Origin of the sequence: Sphingomonas sp. S1-29 (genome assembly GCF_026167545.1) — a bacterium.
Taxonomy (GTDB): domain Bacteria; phylum Pseudomonadota; class Alphaproteobacteria; order Sphingomonadales; family Sphingomonadaceae; genus Sphingomonas.
In genome coordinates, this window is sequence record NZ_CP110678.1 from 988,218 (window position 1) to 1,010,751 (window position 22,534).

Annotated in this window: 25 protein-coding genes; 11 read left to right on the top strand and 14 right to left on the bottom strand. The window is 67.1% G+C overall.

Annotated elements, in window-relative coordinates; genetic code table 11:
- Window positions 1-15 precede the first annotated feature (15 nt).
- Window positions 16-3,156, bottom strand: a complete 3,141-nt coding sequence (locus tag OKW76_RS04575) for a TonB-dependent receptor plug domain-containing protein (RefSeq protein WP_265551539.1) — start codon at window positions 3,154-3,156, stop codon at window positions 16-18.
- Window positions 3,157-3,382: 226 nt separating this feature from the next.
- Window positions 3,383-3,883: an Lrp/AsnC family transcriptional regulator gene (locus OKW76_RS04580; protein WP_265551541.1), complete on the bottom strand. Its 501-nt coding sequence runs from the start codon at window positions 3,881-3,883 to the stop codon at window positions 3,383-3,385.
- Between the two features lie 116 nt (window positions 3,884-3,999).
- Here OKW76_RS04580 and OKW76_RS04585 point away from each other — a divergent pair, with 116 nt between their 5' ends.
- The gene (locus OKW76_RS04585) at window positions 4,000-6,459 is read left to right on the top strand and encodes a zinc-dependent metalloprotease (protein ID WP_265551543.1); all 2,460 of its coding nucleotides are present in this window, start codon (window positions 4,000-4,002) and stop codon (window positions 6,457-6,459) included.
- 35 nt (window positions 6,460-6,494) lie between these two features.
- On the opposite strand, the gene OKW76_RS04590 is transcribed toward OKW76_RS04585, so the two are convergent.
- From OKW76_RS04590 to OKW76_RS04610, 5 genes are read right to left on the bottom strand one after another with little or no spacing between them, the layout of a single operon-like run.
- On the bottom strand, window positions 6,495-7,502 hold the full coding sequence (locus tag OKW76_RS04590) for a copper resistance protein B (RefSeq protein WP_265551545.1): 1,008 nt from the start codon (window positions 7,500-7,502) through the stop codon (window positions 6,495-6,497).
- Window positions 7,499-9,343 (bottom strand): copper resistance system multicopper oxidase, encoded by a 1,845-nt coding sequence (locus tag OKW76_RS04595; protein WP_265551548.1) that lies wholly within the window; start codon window positions 9,341-9,343, stop codon window positions 7,499-7,501. Before OKW76_RS04595 ends, OKW76_RS04590 begins: the two co-directional genes overlap by 4 nt.
- Before the next feature lie 48 nt (window positions 9,344-9,391).
- Window positions 9,392-9,955, bottom strand: a complete 564-nt coding sequence (locus tag OKW76_RS04600) for an RNA polymerase sigma factor (protein WP_265551550.1) — start codon at window positions 9,953-9,955, stop codon at window positions 9,392-9,394.
- Window positions 9,952-10,386, bottom strand: a complete 435-nt coding sequence (locus tag OKW76_RS04605; protein ID WP_265551553.1) for a periplasmic heavy metal sensor — start codon at window positions 10,384-10,386, stop codon at window positions 9,952-9,954. The genes OKW76_RS04600 and OKW76_RS04605 overlap by 4 nt, the downstream gene beginning before the upstream one ends.
- On the bottom strand, window positions 10,383-10,643 hold the full coding sequence (locus OKW76_RS04610; protein WP_265551554.1) for a hypothetical protein: 261 nt from the start codon (window positions 10,641-10,643) through the stop codon (window positions 10,383-10,385). Before OKW76_RS04610 ends, OKW76_RS04605 begins: the two co-directional genes overlap by 4 nt.
- A gap of 117 nt (window positions 10,644-10,760) precedes the next feature.
- Here OKW76_RS04610 and copC point away from each other — a divergent pair, with 117 nt between their 5' ends.
- Together copC and copD are read left to right on the top strand one after the other, a co-directional pair.
- Window positions 10,761-11,147 (top strand): copper homeostasis periplasmic binding protein CopC, encoded by a 387-nt coding sequence (gene copC / locus OKW76_RS04615; RefSeq protein ID WP_265551555.1) that lies wholly within the window; start codon window positions 10,761-10,763, stop codon window positions 11,145-11,147.
- A 3-nt stretch (window positions 11,148-11,150) separates the two neighbouring features.
- Entirely contained in the window at window positions 11,151-11,999 is an 849-nt protein-coding gene (gene copD, locus OKW76_RS04620; RefSeq protein WP_265551557.1) for a copper homeostasis membrane protein CopD, read from the top strand.
- Between the two features lie 49 nt (window positions 12,000-12,048).
- Here copD and OKW76_RS04625 read toward each other — a convergent pair whose 3' ends face one another.
- From OKW76_RS04625 to OKW76_RS04640, 4 genes are all read right to left on the bottom strand, one after another.
- Window positions 12,049-12,294, bottom strand: a complete 246-nt coding sequence (locus OKW76_RS04625) for a response regulator (protein WP_265551559.1) — start codon at window positions 12,292-12,294, stop codon at window positions 12,049-12,051.
- A gap of 88 nt (window positions 12,295-12,382) precedes the next feature.
- Entirely contained in the window at window positions 12,383-12,598 is a 216-nt protein-coding gene (locus OKW76_RS04630) for a hypothetical protein (protein WP_265551561.1), read from the bottom strand.
- A 48-nt stretch (window positions 12,599-12,646) separates the two neighbouring features.
- Window positions 12,647-12,796 carry a hypothetical protein gene (locus OKW76_RS04635; protein WP_265551563.1) on the bottom strand — a complete coding sequence of 50 codons (150 nt, stop codon included), beginning with the start codon at window positions 12,794-12,796 and terminating at the stop codon, window positions 12,647-12,649.
- A gap of 76 nt (window positions 12,797-12,872) precedes the next feature.
- On the bottom strand, window positions 12,873-13,229 hold the full coding sequence (locus OKW76_RS04640; RefSeq protein WP_265551564.1) for a trypsin-like peptidase domain-containing protein: 357 nt from the start codon (window positions 13,227-13,229) through the stop codon (window positions 12,873-12,875).
- A gap of 409 nt (window positions 13,230-13,638) precedes the next feature.
- On the opposite strand from OKW76_RS04640, the gene OKW76_RS04645 reads away from it, so the two are divergent.
- Window positions 13,639-15,186 carry an MFS transporter gene (locus tag OKW76_RS04645; protein ID WP_265551566.1) on the top strand — a complete coding sequence of 516 codons (1,548 nt, stop codon included), beginning with the start codon at window positions 13,639-13,641 and terminating at the stop codon, window positions 15,184-15,186.
- Between the two features lie 5 nt (window positions 15,187-15,191).
- Here the strand turns inward: OKW76_RS04645 and OKW76_RS04650 are convergent, their stop codons facing one another.
- The 3 genes from OKW76_RS04650 to OKW76_RS04660 are packed head-to-tail and all read right to left on the bottom strand — an operon-like array spanning window position 15,192 to window position 17,035.
- Window positions 15,192-15,464, bottom strand: a complete 273-nt coding sequence (locus tag OKW76_RS04650) for a hypothetical protein (RefSeq protein ID WP_265551567.1) — start codon at window positions 15,462-15,464, stop codon at window positions 15,192-15,194.
- Window positions 15,454-16,665, bottom strand: a complete 1,212-nt coding sequence (locus tag OKW76_RS04655; protein WP_265551569.1) for an MFS transporter — start codon at window positions 16,663-16,665, stop codon at window positions 15,454-15,456. Before OKW76_RS04655 ends, OKW76_RS04650 begins: the two co-directional genes overlap by 11 nt.
- Window positions 16,666-16,696: 31 nt before the next feature.
- Window positions 16,697-17,035, bottom strand: coding sequence for a Crp/Fnr family transcriptional regulator (locus OKW76_RS04660; RefSeq protein ID WP_265551570.1), 339 nt, complete (start codon window positions 17,033-17,035; stop codon window positions 16,697-16,699).
- Between OKW76_RS04660 and OKW76_RS04665 the strand changes: the two genes are divergently transcribed.
- The 7 genes from OKW76_RS04665 to OKW76_RS04695 all read left to right on the top strand — a co-directional run bounded on the left by OKW76_RS04665 (window position 17,036) and on the right by OKW76_RS04695 (window position 22,523).
- Window positions 17,036-17,281, top strand: a complete 246-nt coding sequence (locus OKW76_RS04665) for a hypothetical protein (RefSeq protein ID WP_265551572.1) — start codon at window positions 17,036-17,038, stop codon at window positions 17,279-17,281.
- Between the two features lies 1 nt (window position 17,282).
- Window positions 17,283-17,477 carry a hypothetical protein gene (locus tag OKW76_RS04670; RefSeq protein WP_265551575.1) on the top strand — a complete coding sequence of 65 codons (195 nt, stop codon included), beginning with the start codon at window positions 17,283-17,285 and terminating at the stop codon, window positions 17,475-17,477.
- Window positions 17,477-17,644, top strand: coding sequence for a DUF6771 family protein (locus tag OKW76_RS04675; protein ID WP_265551577.1), 168 nt, complete (start codon window positions 17,477-17,479; stop codon window positions 17,642-17,644). Before OKW76_RS04670 ends, OKW76_RS04675 begins: the two co-directional genes overlap by 1 nt.
- Before the next feature lie 236 nt (window positions 17,645-17,880).
- The gene (locus tag OKW76_RS04680; protein ID WP_265551579.1) at window positions 17,881-18,393 is read left to right on the top strand and encodes a MucR family transcriptional regulator; all 513 of its coding nucleotides are present in this window, start codon (window positions 17,881-17,883) and stop codon (window positions 18,391-18,393) included.
- 287 nt (window positions 18,394-18,680) lie between these two features.
- Window positions 18,681-20,267: a TldD/PmbA family protein gene (locus OKW76_RS04685; protein ID WP_265551581.1), complete on the top strand. Its 1,587-nt coding sequence runs from the start codon at window positions 18,681-18,683 to the stop codon at window positions 20,265-20,267.
- Window positions 20,268-20,291: 24 nt separating this feature from the next.
- Complete coding sequence (locus OKW76_RS04690) at window positions 20,292-21,623, top strand: TldD/PmbA family protein (RefSeq protein WP_265551583.1); 1,332 nt, start codon at window positions 20,292-20,294, stop codon at window positions 21,621-21,623.
- 198 nt (window positions 21,624-21,821) lie between these two features.
- The gene (locus OKW76_RS04695; protein ID WP_265551584.1) at window positions 21,822-22,523 is read left to right on the top strand and encodes a DUF4159 domain-containing protein; all 702 of its coding nucleotides are present in this window, start codon (window positions 21,822-21,824) and stop codon (window positions 22,521-22,523) included.
- Window positions 22,524-22,534 lie beyond the last annotated feature (11 nt).

The following is a 22,534-nucleotide window of genomic DNA, read 5'->3' on the forward strand; positions in this document are numbered from 1 at the left end:
TCCCAGGGTTCGGCATCAATATGAGAAGCGGATTCCCAGCCGGTATACGCGGCCGAGAAAGTCGTAGAGATTGCGGTTGGTCTGCGGATACGCCGGCGTGTTGTTGCCCGTCGGGCCGTTGCCCACCAGCACCGGATCGGTATCGAGCAGGTTGCGCACCGACAGAAACGCCTGCAGCTTGGCCCCCTGCACCTCGAAGCCATAGTTCGCGGCGAAATCGAGGTAGAAGGCGCCTTCGATCTGGTTGTCGTTGATCGTGCGGTTCTGCACCGTCGAGGGCGGGCAACTCGTCTGGCACTCGATGAAGCTGTTGTCGTACACCCCGCCCGACAGCCCGCGGCCGGTTAGTTGCAGCCCGACTCCGCCCTGGTCGTAGGCGGCGGTCAGGCGATAGGTCCAATCGGGGGTATTGCCGCTATTCTGGCCCGCCGCCTGGGTCGGAAAATCGACGCCATTGTCGGTGTAGAGGCTCAGATAATGCGTCGCCAGCGCGCGCAGCGTCAGCTGCCCATCGCCCAGCGGACGGCGATAGCTCGCTTCGAAATCGAGCCCTTCGGACTGGATGCCGACGAAGTTGAACGGGATCAGCCGGATGCCGGTGATCGCCGCCCCCGCCGTCGTCACGCCTGCGCCCGCGCTGGTGGTGATGTTCTCGCACGCCTGCGCGGTCGCCTGCTCGTAGCAAAGGTTCACCGTCGTTTGCGCGGTATAGTTGCTGATCGCGCCGCTCAGGTCGATATTATAGTAATCGACCGATGCGGCGAACCCCGGCAGGAAGGTCGGGGTGAAGATGATCCCCGCGCCATAGGTCTTGGCGACTTCGGGGGCGAGATCGGCATTGCCCACCGTCTGCTCCAAAAACTGGTCGGCGCGGAAGCCGCCGCCCGCCAGCGGCACGTTGACGGTGTTGGTCCGCGCGGTGCCCGGCGCGAACAATTCGCCCAGGTTGGGCGCCCGAATGTCGCGCGAAACGGTGCCGCGCAGCCGGAAATCGTCGATCGGCTGCCAGCTCAGCCCCACCTTCCAGGTGCTGACGCTTCCCGAGGTCGAATAGTTGGTCAGCCGGTAGGCGCCGTTCAAATCGGCACCCTCGAACAGCGGGAACACCGTTTCGAGATAGCCCTCATAGACCGAATATTGGCCCTCGGTGACGAGGTAGTTGCCGTAGATCCAGCCCGAATTGAACTGCGGATCGACGGTGCCCGTCACCGATTCGCGCCGCGCCTCGGCGCCGAACGCGATCGACACCGGCCCCTGCCAATTGTCGAACAGCCGCTTGGTCGAGAAGTTGAGCGCCGACACCGTCTGCGTCAGCGTCTGTTCGCGCAGCGGCTGGTTGCCGTCGTTGAAGATGTAATCGAGCGCGCCCTGCGTCACGCCGCCCACCCCGACGCGGTTGATCGGCACGCAGCCATTGCCCGCATTGGTCAGCGTCGATCGGCACACGATCGTCCCCGCTGCGATCCCCGCGGCATTGCCCGCCGGCGCGCGCACCGCATCGGTCGCCAGCGCCAGTTTCGCCACGTTCCAGGTGTTGGTCAGCTGCTCGTCGACCTTGGCGACGCCGCGCTGGACATAGGCGTCCCAGCGCCATTCGCGCCCGATCGCGTTGAACTCGCCCTCGACCCCGCCGACGACGCGGAAGACGTCGCGGGTGTTGTTGCTGCCCTGCGCCGGGATGCCGGCATTGCTTGTCCCGATCGCGACGGTGTTGACCCGCGTATTGCCCGGGGTCGCGTTGTAGGCATTCACCTGGTTGACGAAGGCGGTGGGCAGATAGGCGTTGATCAACCCGCCATTCGCCGCGCTCGGCGCCACTTGCAGCGTCACCCCGGTGGTCGGCGTCTGCTGATATAAGCTGGTGCCCTCGTAATGCGCGAAGCTGCCCGTCAGGAACAGAGTCGCCTCGGGCATCACCTCATATTCGACGCGCCCGAAGATGCTCGACCGGTCCTCGTCGGGGATCAGCGTGTTGCTTCCCAGATGCCCCTGGCGGGTGATCTCGTAATCGCCACCGACCATCCACTGGCCGTTGGTCGGGCCGAACTGCAGCTGGTTCAGGCTTGCACCACCGGCGCCGATCGTTCCGAAATAGGTGCCGCGAAACGGCCCGGTGCTGATGAGCCCGCCCGGGGTGAACTGCGACGTGCCGATGCCGCCCTGCACCAGCCGCGCGGGCTGGCCGTTGGTCGCAGTATAAGCGGGGTTGTCGATCTGGAAGAAGCCCGCCTGGTTCCAGTCGCGGTCGATCGTGTGCTGGCCCTTTTGCGTAAACGCCTCGGCGCTCACGATCAGATGCCCGCGCCCATCGGCGAAGGGCAAGCCGCCCGTCAGCGACACCTTATGGTTCGCCCCGTCCGAATAATTGGTAACGCCAAATTCGTAATCGCCCTTGAGCCCGGTGAAGTCGCGATCGAGGATGAAGTTGATCACCCCCGACACCGCGTCCGATCCATAGGCCGACGACGCACCGCCGGTGACGACCTCGATCCGCTCGATCAGCCCCTGCGGGAAGGTGTTGACGTCGACGATGCCGGTGGTCGACGACGCGACCGATCGCTGCCCGTCGAACAGCACCAAGGTCCGGTTGGCACCCAGGGAGCGCAGGTTTACCGAAGCGATCCCCGCCAGCCCGTTCGACAGCGACCCCGACGAGTTGCTCGCGGTCGAGCTGCCGCGCACCGATGGCAGCGTGTTGACGAAATCGGCGATGTTGGCGGGAGCCTCGGTCTGCAGTTCCTTGGCGCTGATCACGCTGACCGGGGTCGGCGCGGTATAGCCGTCGCGCTCGATCCGCGACCCGGTGATGATGATTTGCCCGTCGTCCTGCCCGTCGTCCAGCACCACGCTCTCGCCGCTCAGCGGATCGGTCGCCAGCTCAGGCTTGCCGCCCGGCGTATTGACCATCTCGCCCTCGCCCGGCGACGACTTGCCCGGCCCGCTATTGGTCTGGTCGGCGGGCAACGGGTCGGGAACCGCCTGCGATGCCGCAGTCTGGGCGGCAGTCTGGGCGGCAGTCTGCGCGGCAGTCTGGGCGGCGGCGATCTGCGCGCTCAGGCACATCGCCATGGCGGCACCCGCGCCCAGCAGCAGGCGACGGCGGCGGTGAAGCGATACGACGGCGTCGGGCATGGCGACGCTGCGCGAAAACTGCATATGGAACCCCCTTGAATGCGTGGCCTTGGGTGTTCCTCTCCCGGCGGTTCGCGTTTCTTGGTTCCCTGCACCGCATTGTGCCGGCTGCTTTTCGCGCTCGGCTATCGTGGCGGTTTGCACAGCGTAGCAGCAGCCGCGCGCCGGTTTCCGGCAATTTAAGGCCTCGACCTAAGTCAGTATTGACTGATTCCTGCGTGATTCGCCGCAAGCGCGCAGCTTTCGTGCGTCACCGCGCCAGGGTCGCGCGCAATGCCGTCGGCGCGACCTGGCGAGTCGTTACTTCGCGCATCAGGAAGCTGCTGCGCACCCGCGCGACGTGCGGCAGCGTCGACAATTCCTTGCGATAGACGCGGTCATAATCATCGAACGATTTAACGTGCACCATCATGATGAAATCGATGTCGCCCGATACGAAGCTGCAGAACGACATCGACGGGCATTTCACCACCGCCTCTTCGAACTCGTTGAGCACCTGCTCGGCCTGGCTGCTCAGTTCGATCTGCACCAGCACGCCAATGCTGAAGCCCAGCTTCGCCATGTCGACATCGGCGGTATAGCCCTGGATGATCCCGCGCTCCTCGAGCAGCTTGCGGCGGCGCGCGGTCGCGGTGCTCGACAGATGCACCCGTTCGCCCAGCGCGACGTCGGACGCGCGGCCGTCCTTGACCAGTTCGCGCAGGATTCGAAAATCGGTAAAGTTCAGGTCGTTGGTGATGGTTTCGGGCAAGTAGCGTCTCCCTCGCGCAGGATAACGGCGCAATCCGCGTCAAAACTGCTGTTGATTGCCGGAAAGCGCAACACCGATCATGCTAGCCTCGGGCAAATCACAAGGGGGAAGCACGCATGCAGATGAAATGGTGGATGACGGCGGCTGCCGTATCGATGGTCGGCGCAATGCCGGCGCATGCGCAGTCGCAACAGACCGCTCCTACCCTGCTCCCGGTCCGCGCAAACCCCGCCGATGGCCGCGTGCTCTTCACCCTCCCCGCCGCCGATGCCGACGGCGTTTCGGGTCGCTATCTCTACGCCACCGCGCTGCGCACCGGGCTTGGCTCGGCCGATCTCCGCCTCGATCGCGGGATGCTGGGCGGCGAACAGATCATCGCCTTTCGCCGGATCGGCAAGAAGGTCGCGGTCACCTTCGAAAACCACCGATTCCGCGCCACCGGCGACGCCAAGGTGGCCGAAGGCGGGCGCACCAGCTTCCCCTTCAGCATCGTCGCGATGCTCGAGGTGGTCGATACCGGGGACCGCGGTCCGCTAGTAGTCGACATGGCCCCCTTCCTCACCCGCGACGTGATCGGCATCGCCGACACGCTCAACCGCGGCGCACCCGCCGGCGCCAGCCCCGGCGGCGCGGGCGGCGGTGGCGGCGGCGGGCGCGGCTTCCGCCTCGCCGAAGGCCTGAGCGCGGTCGATTCCGCTTCGGTCAAAGCCTTCCCCGACAATATCGAAATCGACGCGCTCCAGACCTATCAGACCGACACCCCGGGCCGCGAAGTCGAACGCCTGTCCCCCGAACCGCGCCAGACCAGCTTCGTCGTCCACCACAGCTTCATCCGCCTGCCTGCGCCCGGCTATGTCCCGCGCGCGTTCGACATTCGCTCGGCGGCGGGCGGCAACCAATATTATGATTATGGCACCCCGCTCGGCGCGCCGGTGGTGCAGCAAGTCGCCAACCGCTTCCGCCTCGAAAAGACCGATCCCTCGGCGCCGCGCTCGCCGGTCAAGAAGCCGATCGTCTTCTATATCGATCGCGCAGCCCCCGAACCGATCCGCACCGCGCTGATGGAGGGCGTGAACTATTGGACCCGCGCGTTCGACGAAGCCGGGCTGGTCGGCGCCTTCCGCGCCGAACTGCTCCCCGAAGACGCCGACCCGCTCGACGTGCGCTACAACATGGTCAACTGGTCGAACCGGCTGACGCGCGGCTGGTCCTATGGCGGCGGCATCGTCGATCCGCGCACGGGTGAGATCGTGAAGGGCAATGTCGTCATCGGCGCGCTTCGCGTGCGGCAGGACATGATCATTTTCGAAGGGCTGGTCGGCACCGCGGGCAATGGCAGCGGCGGCCCCCAGGATCCGGTGCGCGCCGCGCTCGATCGAATCCGCCAATTGGGCGCGCACGAAGTCGGCCACGCGATCGGCATCATGCATAATTTCGCCGCCAGCACGCAGGAACGCGCCTCGGTGATGGACTATCCCGGCCCCCGGCTGAAGCTCACCGGCGGGCAGATCGACCTGTCCGATGCCTATGCCCCGCCCGGCGGCAAATGGGACGCCTTCACCGTCGACTGGCTCTATGCCGATCCCGCCCCCGGCACCGATCCCGACGTCGCCGCCCGCGCCAAGGCCAAGGCCGCGATGGCCGGCGGCATGCGCTTCATCACCGATGTCGATGGCCGCTCGGCCGATGCCGCCAGCCCCTGGGGCAGCATGTGGGACGATGGTGCCGACCCCGTCGCGCATCTTCGCCAGACACTGGCGGTACGCCGCGTCGCGCTCAACAATTTCGGCCCCGGCGTGCTGCGGCAGGACGAGCCGCTGTCGAACCTGCGCCGCAAATTCGTCCCCGTCTGGCTGCTCCATCGCTATGCCGCCGAGGCGGCGGGCAAGCTGATCGGCGGGATCGACTATAGCTATGCAGTGGCAGGCGACGGCCAGCCGCCCGCCATCCCGGTTGCCGCCGACGTGCAATTGGCGGCGATCGACGCGATGCTCGCGACCCTGGCGACCGATACGCTGACGGTGCCCGCGGCGCTGGTAATGCCGCTGTCGTCGGCCACCACCGCGCGCGACGATCCGCAATATACGCAGGAAATCTTCCGCACCTCGGGCGCAGCCGCGTTCGATCCGCTGGTCGCCGCCGACGTCGCCGCGCAAGTGACGCTCGGCTCGCTGCTTGCCCCTGCCCGCCTCGCGCGCATGGTCGAACAGCATCGCCGCGACGCATCGCTGCCCGGCCTCTACACCTTGTTCGACCGGATCGAAGCCGCCGCAATCGCCCCGCGCCAGGATGCTGTCGGTCGCCGCATCGCCTTCCGCACCGTCATGAGCATGGCCCGCGCCGGGCGCGATCCGATGGCCTCGCCCGAAGTGGCGGCGGCGATCGGCGACCGGCTGCAACGCCTCGCGACCAGCTTCGGCCAGCGCGGATCGGGCGAGGACGCCGCCTGGCGTCGCCACCTCGCGACGTTGCTCGCCGACGACGAACGGCTCCAGCGCGAGCTCGACAAGATGCCCGCCACCCCGCCGGTCCCGCCGGGCATGCCGATCGGCGACACCGGCTGGTTCGGCGACTGACAAGCCCGCGGCGCGGCGCGCCGCGACTGGTCAGTTCAGAACCACGCCCGGACGCCGACCACGAAACTGGTCGACGAAGCGCCCTCGCCATCTGCCCGGGCGAAGTCGGCGGTTCGTCCGGTCTTCACCGCGTGCGAGACGCCGACATAAGGCGCAAACTCGCGGACGATTTCGTAGCGAAGCCGCAGGTCGAACTCGGCATCGGACAGGCCTGCGCCGATGCCGCTATGCCGCACATCCTGCGCCGCCAGGTTCAGTTCGGCTCGCGGCTGCAGGATCAGCCGCTGGGTGATGCGCTGGTCATAGCTCGCCGCCACCCGCCCGAACAGGTCGCCACCGGTCGATACGAAGCCATGCGCCTCGACCTCGAACCAATAGGGCGCCAATCCCTCGACGCCGATCACCGCATAGGTTGGGGTCCCGGGCACAAAGTCTTGTCGCGCGCCTGCCTGCAGGTTGAAATAGGGGCCGATCGCGCGGCTATACAGCGCCTGCGCCTCGGCATCCTCGACACCGCTGCCGAATACGCCCTCCCCCTCGGTTTTCACAACCAGCCGGTTGATGTCGCCGCCGAACCAGGCTTCGCCCTCCCAACGATAGCCTTCGCGACCGCGGCGGATCTGCAGCTCGGCGATGTCGACCATGATCTGGCTGAAGCTGGCGCCGCCATGTTCGGCGCGGATCGCCGCCCGGACCGGCGCCATCGCCTCGCGGCCCCAGATTCGGTCGGTATAATCCGCCTCGGCGATCTCGGGCGCGGGCGCGTCGCCGGCGGGGAGCGTGGTCGCCGCGCGGTCTGCCGCTGCAGCGGGCTTTGGCGTGCAATGCCCCATTGCCGCATGTTCGGACGGGCAATCGGGATCGCTCGGTTGCGGCGTCGGCTCGGCGGGCGCGGGCATCTCGCAATGCCCCATCGCCGCGTGTTCGGCGGTGCAGCCGTTCGCCTGCGGCATGGGTGTAGCGGGTGCCGCCGCCCCATGCGCCGAATGGTCCTGCGCAACCGGCACCGCCAGCAGCGCAGCGGCGATCGACAGGCCGATCATGCGGCTTCGCCGCGCGGGCGCACCGACACCACCTGCATCATGCCGGCGTGCATATGGTACAGCATGTGGCAGTGAAATGCCCAGTCACCCACCGCGTCGGCGGTGAAGTCGAAGGTGACGATCCCGCCGGGCTGGACGTTGACGGTATGCTTGCGCGGCGAATGATCGCCATGCCCGGTCACCAGCTCGAAGAAATGGCCGTGCAGGTGGATCGGGTGGCCCATCATCGTGTCGTTGACCAGCTTGACGCGCACGCGCTCGCCTTCGAGGAAGCCGATGGGCTTGGTGATCTCGGAGAATTTGCGCCCGTCGAACGCCCACATATAGCGTTCCATATTGCCGGTCAGATGGATTTCGAGCTCGCGATCGGGCGCGCGGACATCGGGGTTCCGCTCGAGCGCAACCAGGTCGCGATACACCAATACGCGGTGCCCGGCGTCGGCCAACCCCTGGCCGGGTTCGCCGGTGCGGTCGATCGGCATCGGCGAGATGCTCTGGACCGTCGGGGTCTTGGCGACGCTGTCGGGAACCACCGAGAAGTCGCGCATCGAATGGTCCATGCCGCCGGCCGCCGCCGCGGCACCGCCGGGAAGCGGGGTCGTCGCGCCGGGCGTGCAATGCCCCATTTGCGCATGTTCGGGCGGACAGGCCGGGTCGACGATCGGCGCCGCCGCACCGTCATGCCCCATCGCGGCATGATCCATCCCCCCGCCCCCATGATCCATCGCGCCCATGCCCATGTCCTGCATCGTCGCGAGCGGACGCTGGCGCAGCGGCGGGACTTGCGCCGCTATCCCTGCGCGCGGGCTGAGCATCGCGACCGCCATCCCCGATCGATCGACGCTCTCGGCGACGAGCGGATAGGCGCGGTTGTCGGCCGGCTCGACGATCGCGTCGTAGGTCTCGGCGACCGCGATCTGGAATTCGTCGACGCTGACCGGTCGCACCGGGAGTCCGTCGGCCTGGACGATGGTGATCTTCAACCCGGGGATGCGCACGTTGAAGGTCGTCATCGCCGAGGCGTTGACGAAGCGCAGCCGAACCCGCTCGCCCGGCTGGAACAGCGCAGTCCAATGGTCCTTGGGGCCATGGCCGTTGACGAGATAGGTATAGGTCGATCCGGTGACGTCGGCGACGTCGGTCGGGTCCATCCGCATCGCACCCCATTCGGCGCGTTCGGCGGCGGACTGCCCCCTGCCCTTCAGCTGATCGGCAAGCGTCTGCTTCTGATAGTTGAAATAGCCCCCCATCTGCTTCAATTTCTTGAAGATCGCATGCGGGTGAAGCGGGCTGTGATCCGACAACACGATGACATGCTCGCGATCCGACGCGACGGGGTCGGTGCCCGCGGGATCGATGACGATCGGGCCATAATGCCCCATCTGCTCCTGCAGCCCCGAATGGCTGTGATACCAATAGGTCCCCGCCTGCCGGATCGGGAATTCATAGGTGAAGGTCGATCGCGCGGCGATGCCGGGAAAGCTCACCCCGGGCACGCCATCCATATGGAAGGGCAGGATCAGCCCATGCCAGTGGATCGAGCTGTCCTCGTCGAGCTGGTTGTCGACATGCAACCGCACCGTCTGCCCTTCGCGCAGCCGAATCAACGGGCCAGGGACGGTACCGTTGATGCCGATGCCGTGGCTAGATCGCCCGTCTATCGTGCGCATCACATGCCCGATCGTCAGCCGGATATCGTCGCCCGAGACGCTCGGGAGCGCGGGCGACAGCCCCGCATGGTGGGTCTGCGCCCAGGCGGGCATCCACCCCGCCAACGCCGCGCCCGCGCCGCCGGTGGCGACACCGCGCAACAGCGCGCGCCGATCGATCTTCGCGCTCATCGTATTCCCGTCCTGTATGCCATGCCCGTCGATACGCGCGCCGCGGCCTTATCCCTCAAGCAATTCGGCCAACCGCGCACGCGCCCGATACAGCCGCGTCTCGACCGCCTTCGCGCTGATCCCCAGCAGCTGTGCGGTTGCCGCTTGATCGAGCCCCTCGATCGTCCGCAGCACCAGTACCTCGCGCAGCCGGTGCGGCAGCGCCGCGATCGCCCGCTCGAGCTCGGCGACCGCGGCGCGCCCCTCGGCGATCCGGTCGGGGCCGGGCTGGTCGGTCGCGACCTCGGCGCGATCGGCGGCGAAGGGCAGCACCGCGCCGACGAAGCGCCGCACCGCCTGCCGCCGTTGCCAGTCGCGCGCCTTGTTGATCGCGATCCGGCTGAGCCACGCATCCATCGGCCGGGCGGGATCATAGCGCCCGAGCGCGCCGAACGCCGAAACGAAGCTTTCCTGCACGACGTCGAGCGCCTGTTCGCGATCGCCGATGATCCGCGCGACCAGCCGGTGGAGCGCGCCCTTGTGCCGCGTGACGATCGCGGCGAACGCGCGCTGGTCGCCCGCGCGCGCCGCCGCCGCCAGTTCGGCGTCGCTCGGCCCCGCCGTGTCGCTCACTGGTGCGCTTCGGTCAGTGCCCTGGTGACCGCGGCGTCGAACGCCGCCGCCTGGTCGGGGCGCAGCAGCGCGCGCATCGCGAAGATGTGCGCGATCGTCGCCTTTTGCAGCGCGCCCATCGTGCGATGCGACGCATCGACCGCCGCCGCGACGCGCGGTCCGTCGCCATGTTCGGCAGCGATCGCCGCCGCGAGCGCACGGTTCTCGGCGCGCATTTCGTCCTCGAACGCCCGGCGACTCACCGCGAACCGCGCCTCGAGCCGTTCGAGCGCGCGTTCCTGATCGGCGTCGAGGTCGAGCCGTTCGTGCAAGACGGCATGGAGCTCGGCGCCCGGCGGCGGCGCCTTGGGCATCAGCCATTGCCCGAGGAACACCCCCGCCAGCGCGGCCACGAACGCGATCACCGCGATCGTCAGATAGCGCCGCGTCATTCGAGCAGCAGCGCCGAGGGCGCGAGCGCGCTTTCCCCCAACAATGGCGCGGGTGGCGCCGCGACCGCTGCGCGCGGCGGCAGCGCGGCGCTGGCGATCCCCACCCCCAGCGCGGCGGCCGCGGCATAGCCAGCCATGCGCGTGCCAGTGCGCCGCTCGGCGATCGCGCCGAGTACCCGCGCTTCCAAGCCATCGAGCGCAACCGGGGCTTGTGCCGCCGCGAGCCCCTGCAATCGTTCGTCCAGCATGTCGTTCATCGCATCTTCCCGCGCCCGTCTATGCTCGATACGCGCGATTCTCGAAAATCCCTCATGCGCGAATGAGGGATCGATGCCGCACCCGCGTATCGGCTAACACGATCAATGGAGAAACCCATGCGCATGTTCTCAAAGCTCACCCTCGCGCTCGCGCTTTCGGGCGTGGCCATCGCCGCCCCCGCCGCCGCGCATCCCAAGCTGGTATCGGCAACCCCCGCAGCCGACGCCAGCGTCAAGCCGACGACGCGGATCGTGCTGGTGTTCAGCGAGAAGCTGATGGCACCGCTATCGGGCGCCGCGCTGATCATGACCGGGATGCCCGGCATGCAGAACCACCCCGACATGAAGATGAGCGGCGTGACCGCCAAGGTTGGCGCCGACGGCAAGTCGCTCGAACTGGTGTCGGCAAAGCCGCTGCCTGCGGGCTCCTACCGTATCGACTGGCACGTCGTCGGCGGCGACACCCACCGGATCACCGGGCAGCATCGCTTCAACGTGGGTTGATCGATGGACGGATGGGCGACGATCGCGCTGCGCTTCGCCGCCTATGCCGATCTGATGCTGCTGGCGGGGCTGGTGGTGCCGCTGGGATTGCCGCTGCCCGCCTCGGCGAAGCGGACGATCCTCGGACTGGCGGTGGCGGGCATCGTCATCGCGGTCGCGCAGTTCGGCTTTACCGCGCTGGCGATGGTGGGCGGCGATCGGGCGCTGCTCGACCCCGCCATGCTTTGGTTCCTCGCGTTCGACACCGCGATGGGGGCGGCAACCGCGGTGCGGATCGTGGCGCTGGCAGCGGTCGTGCTCGCGATTGGCCGTGCGCGACTTCGGCCATGGTTTGCCTTGATCGCGCTCGGATCGCTCGCCTGGCAAGGACATGCCGGCGCGACCGAGGCAGCGGCAGGCGTCGCGCACCGCGTGAGCGACGTCGCGCATCTGGTAGCGGGCGCGGTGTGGCTCGGCGCCCTGGTGCGGCTGCTGCGGGCAGCCGCGAATAGCGCGGTCGCCCCGACGGTGCTGCTGTCGGCGATGCGGCGCTTTTCGCCGATCGGCACCGTGATTGTCGCGGCGTTGGGAGCGAGCGGTGTGGCCGATCTGCTGCTGATTGCCGACCCCCTGGCGCTGCGCAATCCGTACGGCGCGCTGCTCGCGCTCAAGCTTGTGCTGTTCGGCGCGATGCTGTCGCTCGCCGCCGCCAATCGCTGGCGGCTGATCCCACGCCTCGCGCGCGCCCTCGACGATGGCGCCCCCGAAAGCGCAATCGCGGCAATCCGGCGCAGCCTGGCGGTCGAACTAGCGCTGGGGGTCGGCGTGCTGGGGTGCGTCGCGCTGCTGGGGACGCTCGATCCTGCCGGCTGAGGCTGACGCGAGACCCTGAGGGAGGTCGGCCAGCGCCGGCGGATTATTGTCAGGAGCCGGGCTGGCCGGGCATACGCGACTGGGCGAGCGCGGTTTCGACGCGCATTAGCAATTCTTCGGGAACGAACGGCTTGGTGAGATAATCCGCCGCACCGCCACGCAGGGCAGCGGCGACGCCGTCCTCGCTCCGCCGCGCGGTCAGCATGATGACGGGCAAGCCGGCGGTGCCGGGATCATGCTTCAGCCGCGCCAGCACTTCGAAGCCCGTCAGCATCGGCATCATCGCGTCGAGCACCGCCAGATCGGGCCGATCGTGCCCTCGAGCGTCAGCAATTCGGCCGAATAGCCGCGCTTGGCGGCCTCGTAGCGCCCACGCAGCGCGGTCACCGCGGGCCCTCGACCACGGGCGATGGCGGCGGCGGCGCAGCAGCGGGGGCGCGATCGCCGAGCAGCCGCGCGATCGTCGCGATGACCGCGTCGACGTCGATCGGCTTGGACAGATGCGCGTTCATGCCCGCCGCCCGGCACAGCTCGGCATCCGAGGCAAAGGCGTTGGCGGTGAACGCGACGATCGGCACCGTCGCACCCGTCCCGCCCATCGCGCGGATGCGCCGCGTCGCTCGACCCCGTCGACCACGGGCATCGATCTAGGCATCCTCGGCCACCAATATCCGCGCGCCCGAACTCGGCTTGGCGGGTCGCATCATCGATACCTTGGGCGGCGGCACCGCGGCCGGATCGGCAATGCGCATCGGCAGGCTCAGCTGCATCCGCGTTCCCGCAGCATCGCCACCCATTAATCGCGCCAGCCGCTGGCTGATCGGCTGTCGCCCCAGGTGATCGGCTTGAACGTCCCCTTCGCATCGATGCGGATCACCGCGATGTCGATCTTGGGGTCGCGGCCCAGCACGCGGTCCGGCAGCTCGCGTCCGTCGGCATCTGCACCGTCACGCGATCGGCGCCCTCGACGACATGATTGTTGGTGATGACCAGCCCCGACGCATCGACGATGAACCCCGATCCCAGCGCGCTGCGCGACGGCGCCTGCGGCTGGGGCGCCCCAAGCGGCCCGCCCCGGTCGAAACCGAAGAGCTCGCCCAGTCGATCGGCGAATTCGCTGTCGTTGCCCGCAACGCCCCGCCCGAACGGCATCGGGCCCGCCATTTGCTGCACCCGCGCATCGGGCTTGACCTCGATCTGGACGACGCTGGTGCCGACCGCTTCGACCATGTCGGACAGCGAGCTGTGGCCCCCGCCTGCGCGACCGCGGCGGGCCCGGGTGCCACGAACTGCCCGACGATGGCTGCCCGGTCCTGGTCGGCGGCGCTCGCCCCGCCCGCAACGCCGGCTAGCGCGGTGGTGCCCAGCGCGACGGCGGCGATCAGGGGGCGAACGGTGAAGCTGCGGGGGAAGGCCATGGCGGTGTTCCTTTTTGGCAGCTTCGATCAACCGCTGTTGTGGGCCCGGACGATGGACCCGCGATGAGGCGAAGATGAATTCGGTGTAATCGTCGTTCATCGCGCGCGGGCTGGCGGCATCGCGGTGACGGCGGATCGGCCCGGCGAGCATCGCTTGCGTCCGTCCTGCCCTCGCGTACTAGGTCGCACGAAAACGGCAGGGACGAGTGATGGGGCAAAGGGTGGCGAACCGTGTTTCGGTGGTGGGTGAGCGCTGGCCGCTGTTTTGGGCGGGCTGCGTCGCGATCGGCGCGGGGGTGCTGCTGCACCTGCCGATGCTCGCGATGGCGCACACGATGGGCAATCACCTCACCGGCATGCCGATGGACGCGTGGATGTATCTGGGCATGGCGCTGATCGCGATCGGGGTGCCCGCGGCGATCATCGGCGCGCTGCCCAAGCACCGCCCCAATCATGACGCCAGCGCGGGCACGACGTTCGAGGCGCCCGACGACACCCCGCTGACGCGGTCGCACGCCGCGGTGCTGCTGGTGCTGACGCTGGGGCTGATCATCGACACGATGAAGCCCGCGACGCTGGGCTTCGTCCTACCCGGCATGCGCGGCGAATATGGGATCGCTAAATCGACCGCGGCGCTGCTTCCCTTCGTCGCGCTCGCAGGGACCACGGTGGGATCGTTCATATGGGGGTGGCTCGCCGACATTTACGGCCGCCGCGTGTCGATCCTGCTGTCGACTATCCTGTTCGTTTCCACATCGATCTGCGGTGCGATGCCATCCTATGGCTGGAACCTGGTCATGTGCTTCCTGATGGGGTGCTCTGCCGGCGGCATGCTGCCCGTCGTCTATACGCTGCTGGCAGAAGTCATGCCGCCGCGGCACCGCAGCTGGGTGCTCGTCCTGGTAGGCGGTACCGGGCTCGTCGGCGGCTATCTTGCGGCAAGCGGCGCGGCGCATCTGTTCGAGCCCTTGTTCGGATGGCGCAGCCTGTGGCTGCAGGGTTTCCCCACCGGGTTGCTGCTGCTGGCATTGGCACGCTGGATCCCCGAATCGCCACGCTTCCTGCTCGAGCGCGGGCTCCACGCCGAACTCGCCGACATGACGCGCAAGTTCGGGATCGTCCGGCGTGCGCGCCCGGCAGCGTCTGCCGACGCGCCGCCGCCCGCGACGAACCAGCGCGAGCTGACCGCCGCACTCGTCATCACCGCGCTGTCATGGAGCTTCGTCAATTTCGGGCTGCTGCTATGGCTGCCGACTGACCTGCAGGATCGGGGGTTCAGCGCCGAGCTCGCCAGCGGCATCATCGCCAGCTCGGCATTGGTTGCGCTGCCGACGATCATGATCGCCGCCTGGCTGTACAGCCGCTGGAGCAGCAAATGGACGTTGATCGGGACGGTACTGCTTACGCTCGCGGGACTTGCCGGCGCGCTGCTGCCCGCCGCGACGCTGGCTTGGCCGCCGCTGCTCGTTGCCGTCATCGCATTGCTGGTGGTGGGCACTAACGGGTTGATCGCGGTGCTGCTGCCCTATGCCGCCGAAAATTACGCGCTGGCGGTGCGCGGGCGTGCGACCGGTTTGATCGCCGCCAGCAGCAAGTTCGGCGGGGTCGCGGTGCAGCTCGGCGCGTTTGCCGGGTTGATCCCGACATTGGGCGGCGCGGCGGTGGCGCTGATCCTGCCGATGGGGCTTTCGGCGGCGCTGATCGCGCGTGCGGGGCGCGAAACCCGGGGCCGCAGTCTGCGCGAACTCGAAGCGGCAGCGCAACCCTAGCGCGCTCAGCCCGCTTCCTCGATCGCGCCCTGCCGATCGATCAGGTCCATGAAGTTGCGTGCGGCGTCGCGTTCGCCGGCATCTTCGAACACCACGTCGAGCGCGGGCGCCGATCCGAGCATGTACAGCAACGACCACAAGGCGAAGCGTCGCGTCGGGTCGGCGGACAGCCCCAGATCGACCCGCATGCGTTCGATCCCAGCGTCGATCGCCTCGGGCGAGACAGCCGCGAGATCGTCGGCGCCGAAATAGCGCCGGACCTGATCGTCAAACTGCATGCGCGACCCCGCCGATCCGAAGCTTGCCCGCGGTCCGCCGGGCATCCCAGGTGGCGATGCCCCAGATCACCAACCCCAGCAACGCCAGGCCGCAGCCGACATAGCCGGTCGAGGTCCAGCCCCAACCCGCCGCGATCGCCAGGCCGCCGAGTAACGGGCCGATCGCATTGGCGGTATTGAACGCCGAATGGTTGAGCGCCGCCGCCAGTGCCTGCGCGTCGCCCGCCACATCCATCAGCCGCGTCTGCAGCACGGTGGCGAGCGAGGCGGAGAAACCGATCGCCAGTACGTCGAGCATGACGGTGGGAACGCGCTGCGCCGCCAGCGGAAACAACGCGAGTGCGACAGCGCTCAGCGCCAGCATCGCAGTGGCGGTCGGCACCAGCGCGCGGTCGGCGAAGCGCGGCACCACCAGGTTGCCGAGCGTCATCCCGATGCCGAAGGCGGCGAACACCAAAGGCGTCGCGAGCGCGGCCATGCCGGTCACCTCGGTCAGCGTTGATTGGAGATACGCATAGACCGCGAACAAGCCGCCAAAGCCGATCGCACCCGTCGCCAGCGTCAGCCAGACCTGCCGGCGACCGAGCGCCCCGAGCTCGCGAAGCGGCGAGGCATCGGCGGCAACTGGGTCATCGGGGGCGTATAGCCGCACGAGCAACGCGGTCAGCAGCGCGATGGCGGCGACGATCGCAAAGCCCCAGCGCCAGCCCATCAGCTGGCCGATGGTGTTGGCCAGCGGCACGCCGATGATCGTCGCCACCGTCAGCCCGAGCATCACCCGGCCGACCGCGGTTGTCCGCTGTTCGGGGCCCATCACGCCTGCCGCGACCAGCGCGGCGATGCCGAAATAGGCGCCATGCGGCAGCCCGCTGAGAAAGCGAAAGGCCAGCATCCAACGATAGCTAGGGGCGACCGCCGACAGTGCATTGCCGAGCGCGAAGAACAGCATCAGCGCCACGAGCAGGGCGCGCCGCCGGATCCGCGCGCTGAGCACCGCGAGCACCGGCGCACCCACCACCACCCCGATCGCATAGGCCGAAATGATGTGCCCCGCGGTCGGCTCGTCGATGCCGAGCCCCTCGGCGACGAAGGGCAACAGGCTCATCGTCGCGAATTCGGTCGTGCCGATGGCAAAGCCGCCGGTCGCCAACGCGAGCAGCACCATCGCGGGCGCACGGGTTTTCCCTGATGTGGTCGTCATCGTCGGCAAATGGCTATGCTGCGCTGCAGCGTCAACCGTCGCGCGCATGTCTGCGCCCCAGTGGCCCGATCAGCTTGCGATACTCGGCTTCGGGCAAGCCATAGCATTCGCTCGCCAACTGCTCGAGCATCGGCCGGTCGATCACGATCACCCGCCCGCGTTCGGATTTGATCAGTCCGCTGCCCTCGAGCATGTGGAGCGCGATCGCAACGCCGCTGCGCTCGGCGCTCACCATCTTCGCCATGAATTGATGCGTGAGCCGAAGCTCGTCACCGTCGATCGGGTAGTGCGCCATCGACAGCCAGCGCGCTAGGCGGACCTCGATCCGTTGGTGCGCATTGGTGGCGGCATTCCCATCGCCAGCCCGCACGTGCTGGCGGTGCGCGAGTTAGGGCATGCGGCTGCTGCCAAGCCGATCGCCGAATTCGACCTGGGCGAGCTCCAGGTCGAGGTGCGCACCACGCAGGATTCGGTGTTCGTGGTGGTCGTGCGCGAAGGCCGCGGCGGCGTCGCGCTGCGCGCCGCCTATGTCGTGCGCCTTCGAATGCAAGGCGCGCGCTGCAGGCGGGCGAGGATGCGCGGCTCAGCGTCACCAGCGCGCTCGGCCGCCATCTGAGTTGAACGTCGGCATCGTCTATTTCCGCGTCGACGAACCGCGCTTCGGCGACGTGCTGTACTTCCAGAACCTGACGTCGATGAACGACTATTATGGCGCGACGGGCACCACCCCCGAAAGCATCGTCGGCGGAAGCTGGCCCGAGCTCGGTCATCTCATATTGCCGCGGGCGAACGCGACACCACATAAGCGGTGATGAACGACCAGACCAAAGCAACGGTTACGGCAATGCTCGCCAAGGCACCCGAATGGGTCCGCACCGACCTCGCCTCGAAGGATGCAAGCGTCCGCACGCGCGCCGAGGAAACGCTTGCGGCGATGATCGCCAGCGCGCTCGAAGCGACCGACCCCGCTCCGAACTGATTGCGCCCCGCGTATTGCGGGGCCACCGCCATATACTGAACACGCTATGCCCGATCGTCGTTCGAGACTGAGTGATGTCGGCGTCCATTACTGTTCAGCGCGCAAGACCTTCCCGACTTCGCGGCTGCAAAAGCACCCCGCCGTTGAAGATCGTTCGACATTTCAATTGCATTCGATATGGATGTTGACAGAGTCGCTATAACAGCGATCACGATTCCATCTTATCGGAGGCCAACATGGCAGAAGACGTGCAATTGAACGCAGTGGACCTTGCAACCGAACTCACGATCGCATGGCTCGGTAACCAGAATAACCGTGCCGCTGCCGAAGACGTTCCCGCATTCCTTCGCACGATGCACGCAACCGTGATCGAGCTCGCCAATGGTGCCCCCGATGCAAACATCGAGGAACCCGCCGAGGTTGCGCCGACCGAATATGTTCCGGCGGTTTCGGTGCGTAAATCATTGGGATCGAAGGATCACATCCTTTCGATGATCGACGGCAAGCCCTACAAGACGCTACGCCGGCATCTCAATACGCACGGCATGACCCCCGAGGAATATCGCGCACGCTACAACCTGAAGGCCGATTACCCGATGGTCGCCGAAACCTATTCGGAAGCGCGCCGCGCGATGGCCAAGAAGATCGGTCTTGGCAGCAAGGGTCGCCAGGCACGCGCAGCGGCTGCGCAGGCCCCCACCGACGCCGCCAAGCCCGCACCGCGCAAGCGCACCAAGGCCGCCGGCTGACCCGACTGGCGCGGGTGATCGTCCGCGCCATTCCTCTTGCAGACGCCGCGCCGACGCTACGGCGAGGCTGGCCACGCACGTTTCTGCCGCCCCCGCCGCCAACGCGATAAATTTGTTACCGGCATTTGACGGATCGCGTTCGCCTCGCGATGCTTGGAGCGATCCGGCTGCTTCGGCATCGTCCGGGCTCGCTTCGAGCCTTGCAGTCGGCGTGATCAAGTCGGGGGTGGAGATACGCCGTGGATAGACGTCAATTTCTTGCTGCTTGCGGTGTCGGCGCGGGCGGCATGCTCCTGCCGGGGTTCAGCGGCCATGCGATCGCTGCCGAGCAGCTGGTTGATCCGATCGAGGCTGCGGTAAAGCGCAGGCTCGCCGATGCCGGGCTGTCGGCGGCGTCGCAGGGCGGTGCCAGCTATTGCGACGTCCGCGTCGGGCGGTACCTGCGCCAGTTCGTGTTGACGCGCGAAGCCAATGTGCAGAATGTGGTGAATACCGAATCCTCGGGCGTCGGCGTCCGCGTCATCGCCGATGGGGCGTGGGGCTTCGCCGCGACCAACACGATGACCCCCGAGGCGGTGACCGAGGCGACGCGCCTGGCGATCGCGATCGCGCGCGCCAATGCCAAGAGCCAGACCGCACCGGTCCGGCTCGCGCCGGCCAAGGGCGTCGGCGAAGTTTCGTGGCGCACGCCGATCCAGCGCAACGCGATGGAAGTGCCGCTGAAGGAAAAGGTCGACCTGCTGCTCGGCGTCAACGCCGCCGCGATGAGTGCGGGCGCGAGCTTCGTCAATTCGCAGCTGTTCCTGGTCAACGAGCAGAAATATTTCGCGAGCTCGGACGGGTCGTACATCGATCAGGACGTCCACCGCATCTGGGCGCCGTTCACCGTCACTGCGATCGACAAGGCGACGGGCAAGTTCCGCTCGCGCGACGGCCTCTCGGCGCCGATGGGGCTCGGCTATGAATATCTCGCGGGCAACGCTGCCGACAAGGTGCGCTCACCCAACGGCGTCATCAGCTACAACAAGTCGTACGACATGCGCGAAGACGCCGTCGCGGCGGCGCGCCAGGCGCAGGAAAAGCTCAAGGCTCCCTCGGTCAAGCCGGGTCGCTACGATCTGGTGCTCGATCCCAACCATCTGGGGCTCACCATCCATGAATCGGTCGGCCATCCGCTCGAGCTTGATCGCGTGCTCGGTTATGAAGCCAATTACGCCGGCACCAGCTTCGCGACGCTCGACAAGCGCAAGGAGCGGTTCAAATATGGCAGCGACATCGTCAACATCGTCGCCGACAAGATGCAGCCGGGCAGCCTGGGTGCGGTCGGCTATGACGACGAAGGCATCAAGACCAAGCGTTGGCCGCTGATCCAGGACGGCCGGCTGGTCGATTACCAGGCGACGCGCGATCAGGCGCATATCCTGGGCAAGGCCGAATCCGATGGCTGCTCCTATGCCGACAGCTGGTCGACGGTGCAGTTCCAGCGGATGCCCAACGTCTCGCTGCAGCCCGGCAAGGCCAAGCTCAGCCTGAACGACATGATCGCCGGGGTCGACAACGGCATCTATATCCTGGGGCGCGGGTCGTTCTCGATCGACCAGCAGCGCTATAACGCGCAGTTCGGCGGCACGCTGTTCTACGAGATCAAGAACGGCAAGATCACCCAGCCGATCGAGGATGTCGCGTATCAGATGCGCACTCCCGAATTCTGGGCGGCGTGTTCGGGGATTTGCGACCAGAGCGATTATCGCCTGTTCGGGTCGTTCTTCGACGGCAAGGGGCAGCCGAGTCAGGTCTCGGCGGTCAGCCATGGGTCGGCGACGACCCGTTTCGACGGCATCAACGTCATCAACACCGCGCGCGCGCTCGGTTGAACGGTACGCGGGGAGAACACGACAATGGCAATCATGACCGAGGCCGAGGCCAAGACGATCCTCGACAAGGTGATCGCGCTGGCGACCGCCGATGAATGCACCGCGCAGCTGACCGGATCGGACCAGGGCAATATCCGCTTCGCGCTCAACAACGTCTCGACCAGCGGCGCGGTGAGCAACACCGACTTGGCGGTGCAGGTAGCGTTCGGCCGCCGCCTCGGCACCGCGACGATCAACGAGTTTTCGGATGCGGCGCTCGCGCGTGTCGTCCAGCGCGCCGAGGCGCTGGCCAAGCTCGCGCCCGAAAGCCCCGAATTCGTGCCCGCGGTGGGCAAGCAGACCTATCGCGCGACCAACACCTTCAGCCAGGCGACCGCGGCGATCACCCCCGATCAGCGCGCCGAGATTGCCCGCGCGTCGATCGCGCCGTGCCGCGCGCAAAAGCTGATCGCCGCCGGGTTCCTCGAAGACGGCCAGAGCTTCGTCGCCTTCGCCAATTCGAACGGCAATTTCGGTTACCAGCGCGCGACGCTGATGGACTATACCTGCACCGTGCGGACCGAGGATGGGCGTGGGTCGGGCTGGGTCGGCAGCAATCTGCAGGACATCAGCGGCTTCAGCGCCGCGCGCGATGTCGATATCGCGATGCGCAAGGCGAGCGCCTCCGTCGAGGCGCAGGCACTCGAGCCGGGCAAATATACCGTCATCCTTGAACCCGCTGCCGCAGCGGGGTTGATCGGCTTCATGACGCGCTATTTCGACGCGCGGCAGGCCGATGAGGGCCGCAGCTTCCTGTCGAAGGCGGGCGGCGGCAACAAGATCGGCCAGCAGGTGTTCGACCCGCGCGTCGATCTCTATTCGGACCCGGCGCATCCCGGCCTAGCAACGATGCCGTGGGACGATGAGGGCTTGCCGCGCCAGCGCCAGTCCTGGGTCGAAAAGGGCCGCGTCACCGACATGATGTATTCGCGTTTCTGGGCGCAGAAGCAGGGCAAGACCGCGCGCGGTATGCCGGGCAATCTGATCATGGCGGGCGGCACCAAATCGACCGCCGACCTGGTCCGCGAAACCGAGCGCGGCGTGCTCGTCACGCGCACCTGGTATATCCGCATGGTCGATCCGCAGACCGTGCTGCTCACCGGCCTGACGCGCGACGGCACCTTCTATATCGAGAACGGCCAGATCAAATATCCGCTGAAGAATTTCCGCTTCAACGAATCGCCGGTCATCATGCTCAACAATATCGACGAGCTGGGTCGCCCGGTACGCGTGAGCGACGAGGGCGGGTTGCAGATGATGATCCCGGCGATGCGGCTGCGCGACTTCACCTTCACCTCGCTGTCGGACGCGGTGTAGGATCGGGGTGCGGCAGTCGATCTTGTCCGTTCGTGCCGCACCTGCAGCGCTCAGGCTGTTCGCGTCGTATCCAGGGGCACTTCGTCACCCCGGACTTGGTCCGGGGTCCGCGGCGCCGCAAGGCACGCGGGTTCAAAGTTTGCGGGACGGTGCCCCCCGGAACAAGTCCGGGGTGACGGATGGTTTAGGGTCGGCCCCATGCCGATGACCCGTGCGCAATTCCTCCGGCTGCTCGGCGGCGGCGCGATCGCCGCCGCGCTGCCTTCGGTCGCGAGTGCGGCGCCCGAATATGATTTCTGGTTCACCCGGCTCCGCTATGATTCGGGCGACTGGGACGTCGATCAGCGGATGCCCGCCAACATCCTCACCTCGCTGGTCGACTATACCAACCTGCGCATCGATCCGCGCGAGCGTGTCGTCCGGCTGTCCGACCCGGCGATGCTGCGCGCGCCCTTCTGCTATCTCGCAGGGCACAAGCTGGTCGACTTCAGCGCCGCCGAAGCGGCCAATTTCAAGGCCTATGTCAAAAACGGCGGCTTCGTGTTCGTCGACGATTGCAACCATGATATCGACGGCTTGTTCGCCAAGTCGTTCGAGCGCCAGATGGCGAAGCTGTTCGGCGCCGACCCGCTGAAGAAGCTACCCAACACCCACCCGATCTATTCGAGCTTCTTCAAGTTCGAAGCCCCCCCCGCCACCAGCTTCGAGCTGAACGGCTGGGGCGACGATCTCGTCCATGATTACCTCAAGGGCTACACCGCCAATGGCCGGCTCGGCATTCTCTACAGCAACAAGGATTATGGTTGCGAATGGGATTATGACTGGCGAAACAAGCGCTTCCTGGCCGAAGACAATACCAAATTGGCGGTCAACATCATCGTCTACGCGCTGACCGTCTGACCCCCTGCCCG

Coding starts and splice junctions, on each gene's coding strand:
- OKW76_RS04575 (WP_265551539.1), bottom strand. CDS start 3,156: ATGCAGTTTTCGCGCAGCGTCGCCATGCCCGACGCCGTCGTATCGCTT.
- OKW76_RS04585 (WP_265551543.1), top strand. CDS start 4,000: ATGCAGATGAAATGGTGGATGACGGCGGCTGCCGTATCGATGGTCGGC.
- OKW76_RS04590 (WP_265551545.1), bottom strand. CDS start 7,502: ATGATCGGCCTGTCGATCGCCGCTGCGCTGCTGGCGGTGCCGGTTGCG.
- OKW76_RS04595 (WP_265551548.1), bottom strand. CDS start 9,343: ATGAGCGCGAAGATCGATCGGCGCGCGCTGTTGCGCGGTGTCGCCACC.
- OKW76_RS04605 (WP_265551553.1), bottom strand. CDS start 10,386: ATGACGCGGCGCTATCTGACGATCGCGGTGATCGCGTTCGTGGCCGCG.
- OKW76_RS04610 (WP_265551554.1), bottom strand. CDS start 10,643: ATGAACGACATGCTGGACGAACGATTGCAGGGGCTCGCGGCGGCACAA.
- copC (WP_265551555.1), top strand. CDS start 10,761: ATGCGCATGTTCTCAAAGCTCACCCTCGCGCTCGCGCTTTCGGGCGTG.
- copD (WP_265551557.1), top strand. CDS start 11,151: ATGGACGGATGGGCGACGATCGCGCTGCGCTTCGCCGCCTATGCCGAT.
- OKW76_RS04630 (WP_265551561.1), bottom strand. CDS start 12,598: ATGGGCGGGACGGGTGCGACGGTGCCGATCGTCGCGTTCACCGCCAAC.
- OKW76_RS04635 (WP_265551563.1), bottom strand. CDS start 12,796: ATGGGTGGCGATGCTGCGGGAACGCGGATGCAGCTGAGCCTGCCGATG.
- OKW76_RS04640 (WP_265551564.1), bottom strand. CDS start 13,229: ATGGTCGAAGCGGTCGGCACCAGCGTCGTCCAGATCGAGGTCAAGCCC.
- OKW76_RS04650 (WP_265551567.1), bottom strand. CDS start 15,464: ATGCAGTTTGACGATCAGGTCCGGCGCTATTTCGGCGCCGACGATCTC.
- OKW76_RS04655 (WP_265551569.1), bottom strand. CDS start 16,665: ATGACGACCACATCAGGGAAAACCCGTGCGCCCGCGATGGTGCTGCTC.
- OKW76_RS04675 (WP_265551577.1), top strand. CDS start 17,477: ATGAACGACCAGACCAAAGCAACGGTTACGGCAATGCTCGCCAAGGCA.
- OKW76_RS04680 (WP_265551579.1), top strand. CDS start 17,881: ATGGCAGAAGACGTGCAATTGAACGCAGTGGACCTTGCAACCGAACTC.
- OKW76_RS04685 (WP_265551581.1), top strand. CDS start 18,681: ATGCTCCTGCCGGGGTTCAGCGGCCATGCGATCGCTGCCGAGCAGCTG.
- OKW76_RS04690 (WP_265551583.1), top strand. CDS start 20,292: ATGGCAATCATGACCGAGGCCGAGGCCAAGACGATCCTCGACAAGGTG.
- OKW76_RS04695 (WP_265551584.1), top strand. CDS start 21,822: ATGCCGATGACCCGTGCGCAATTCCTCCGGCTGCTCGGCGGCGGCGCG.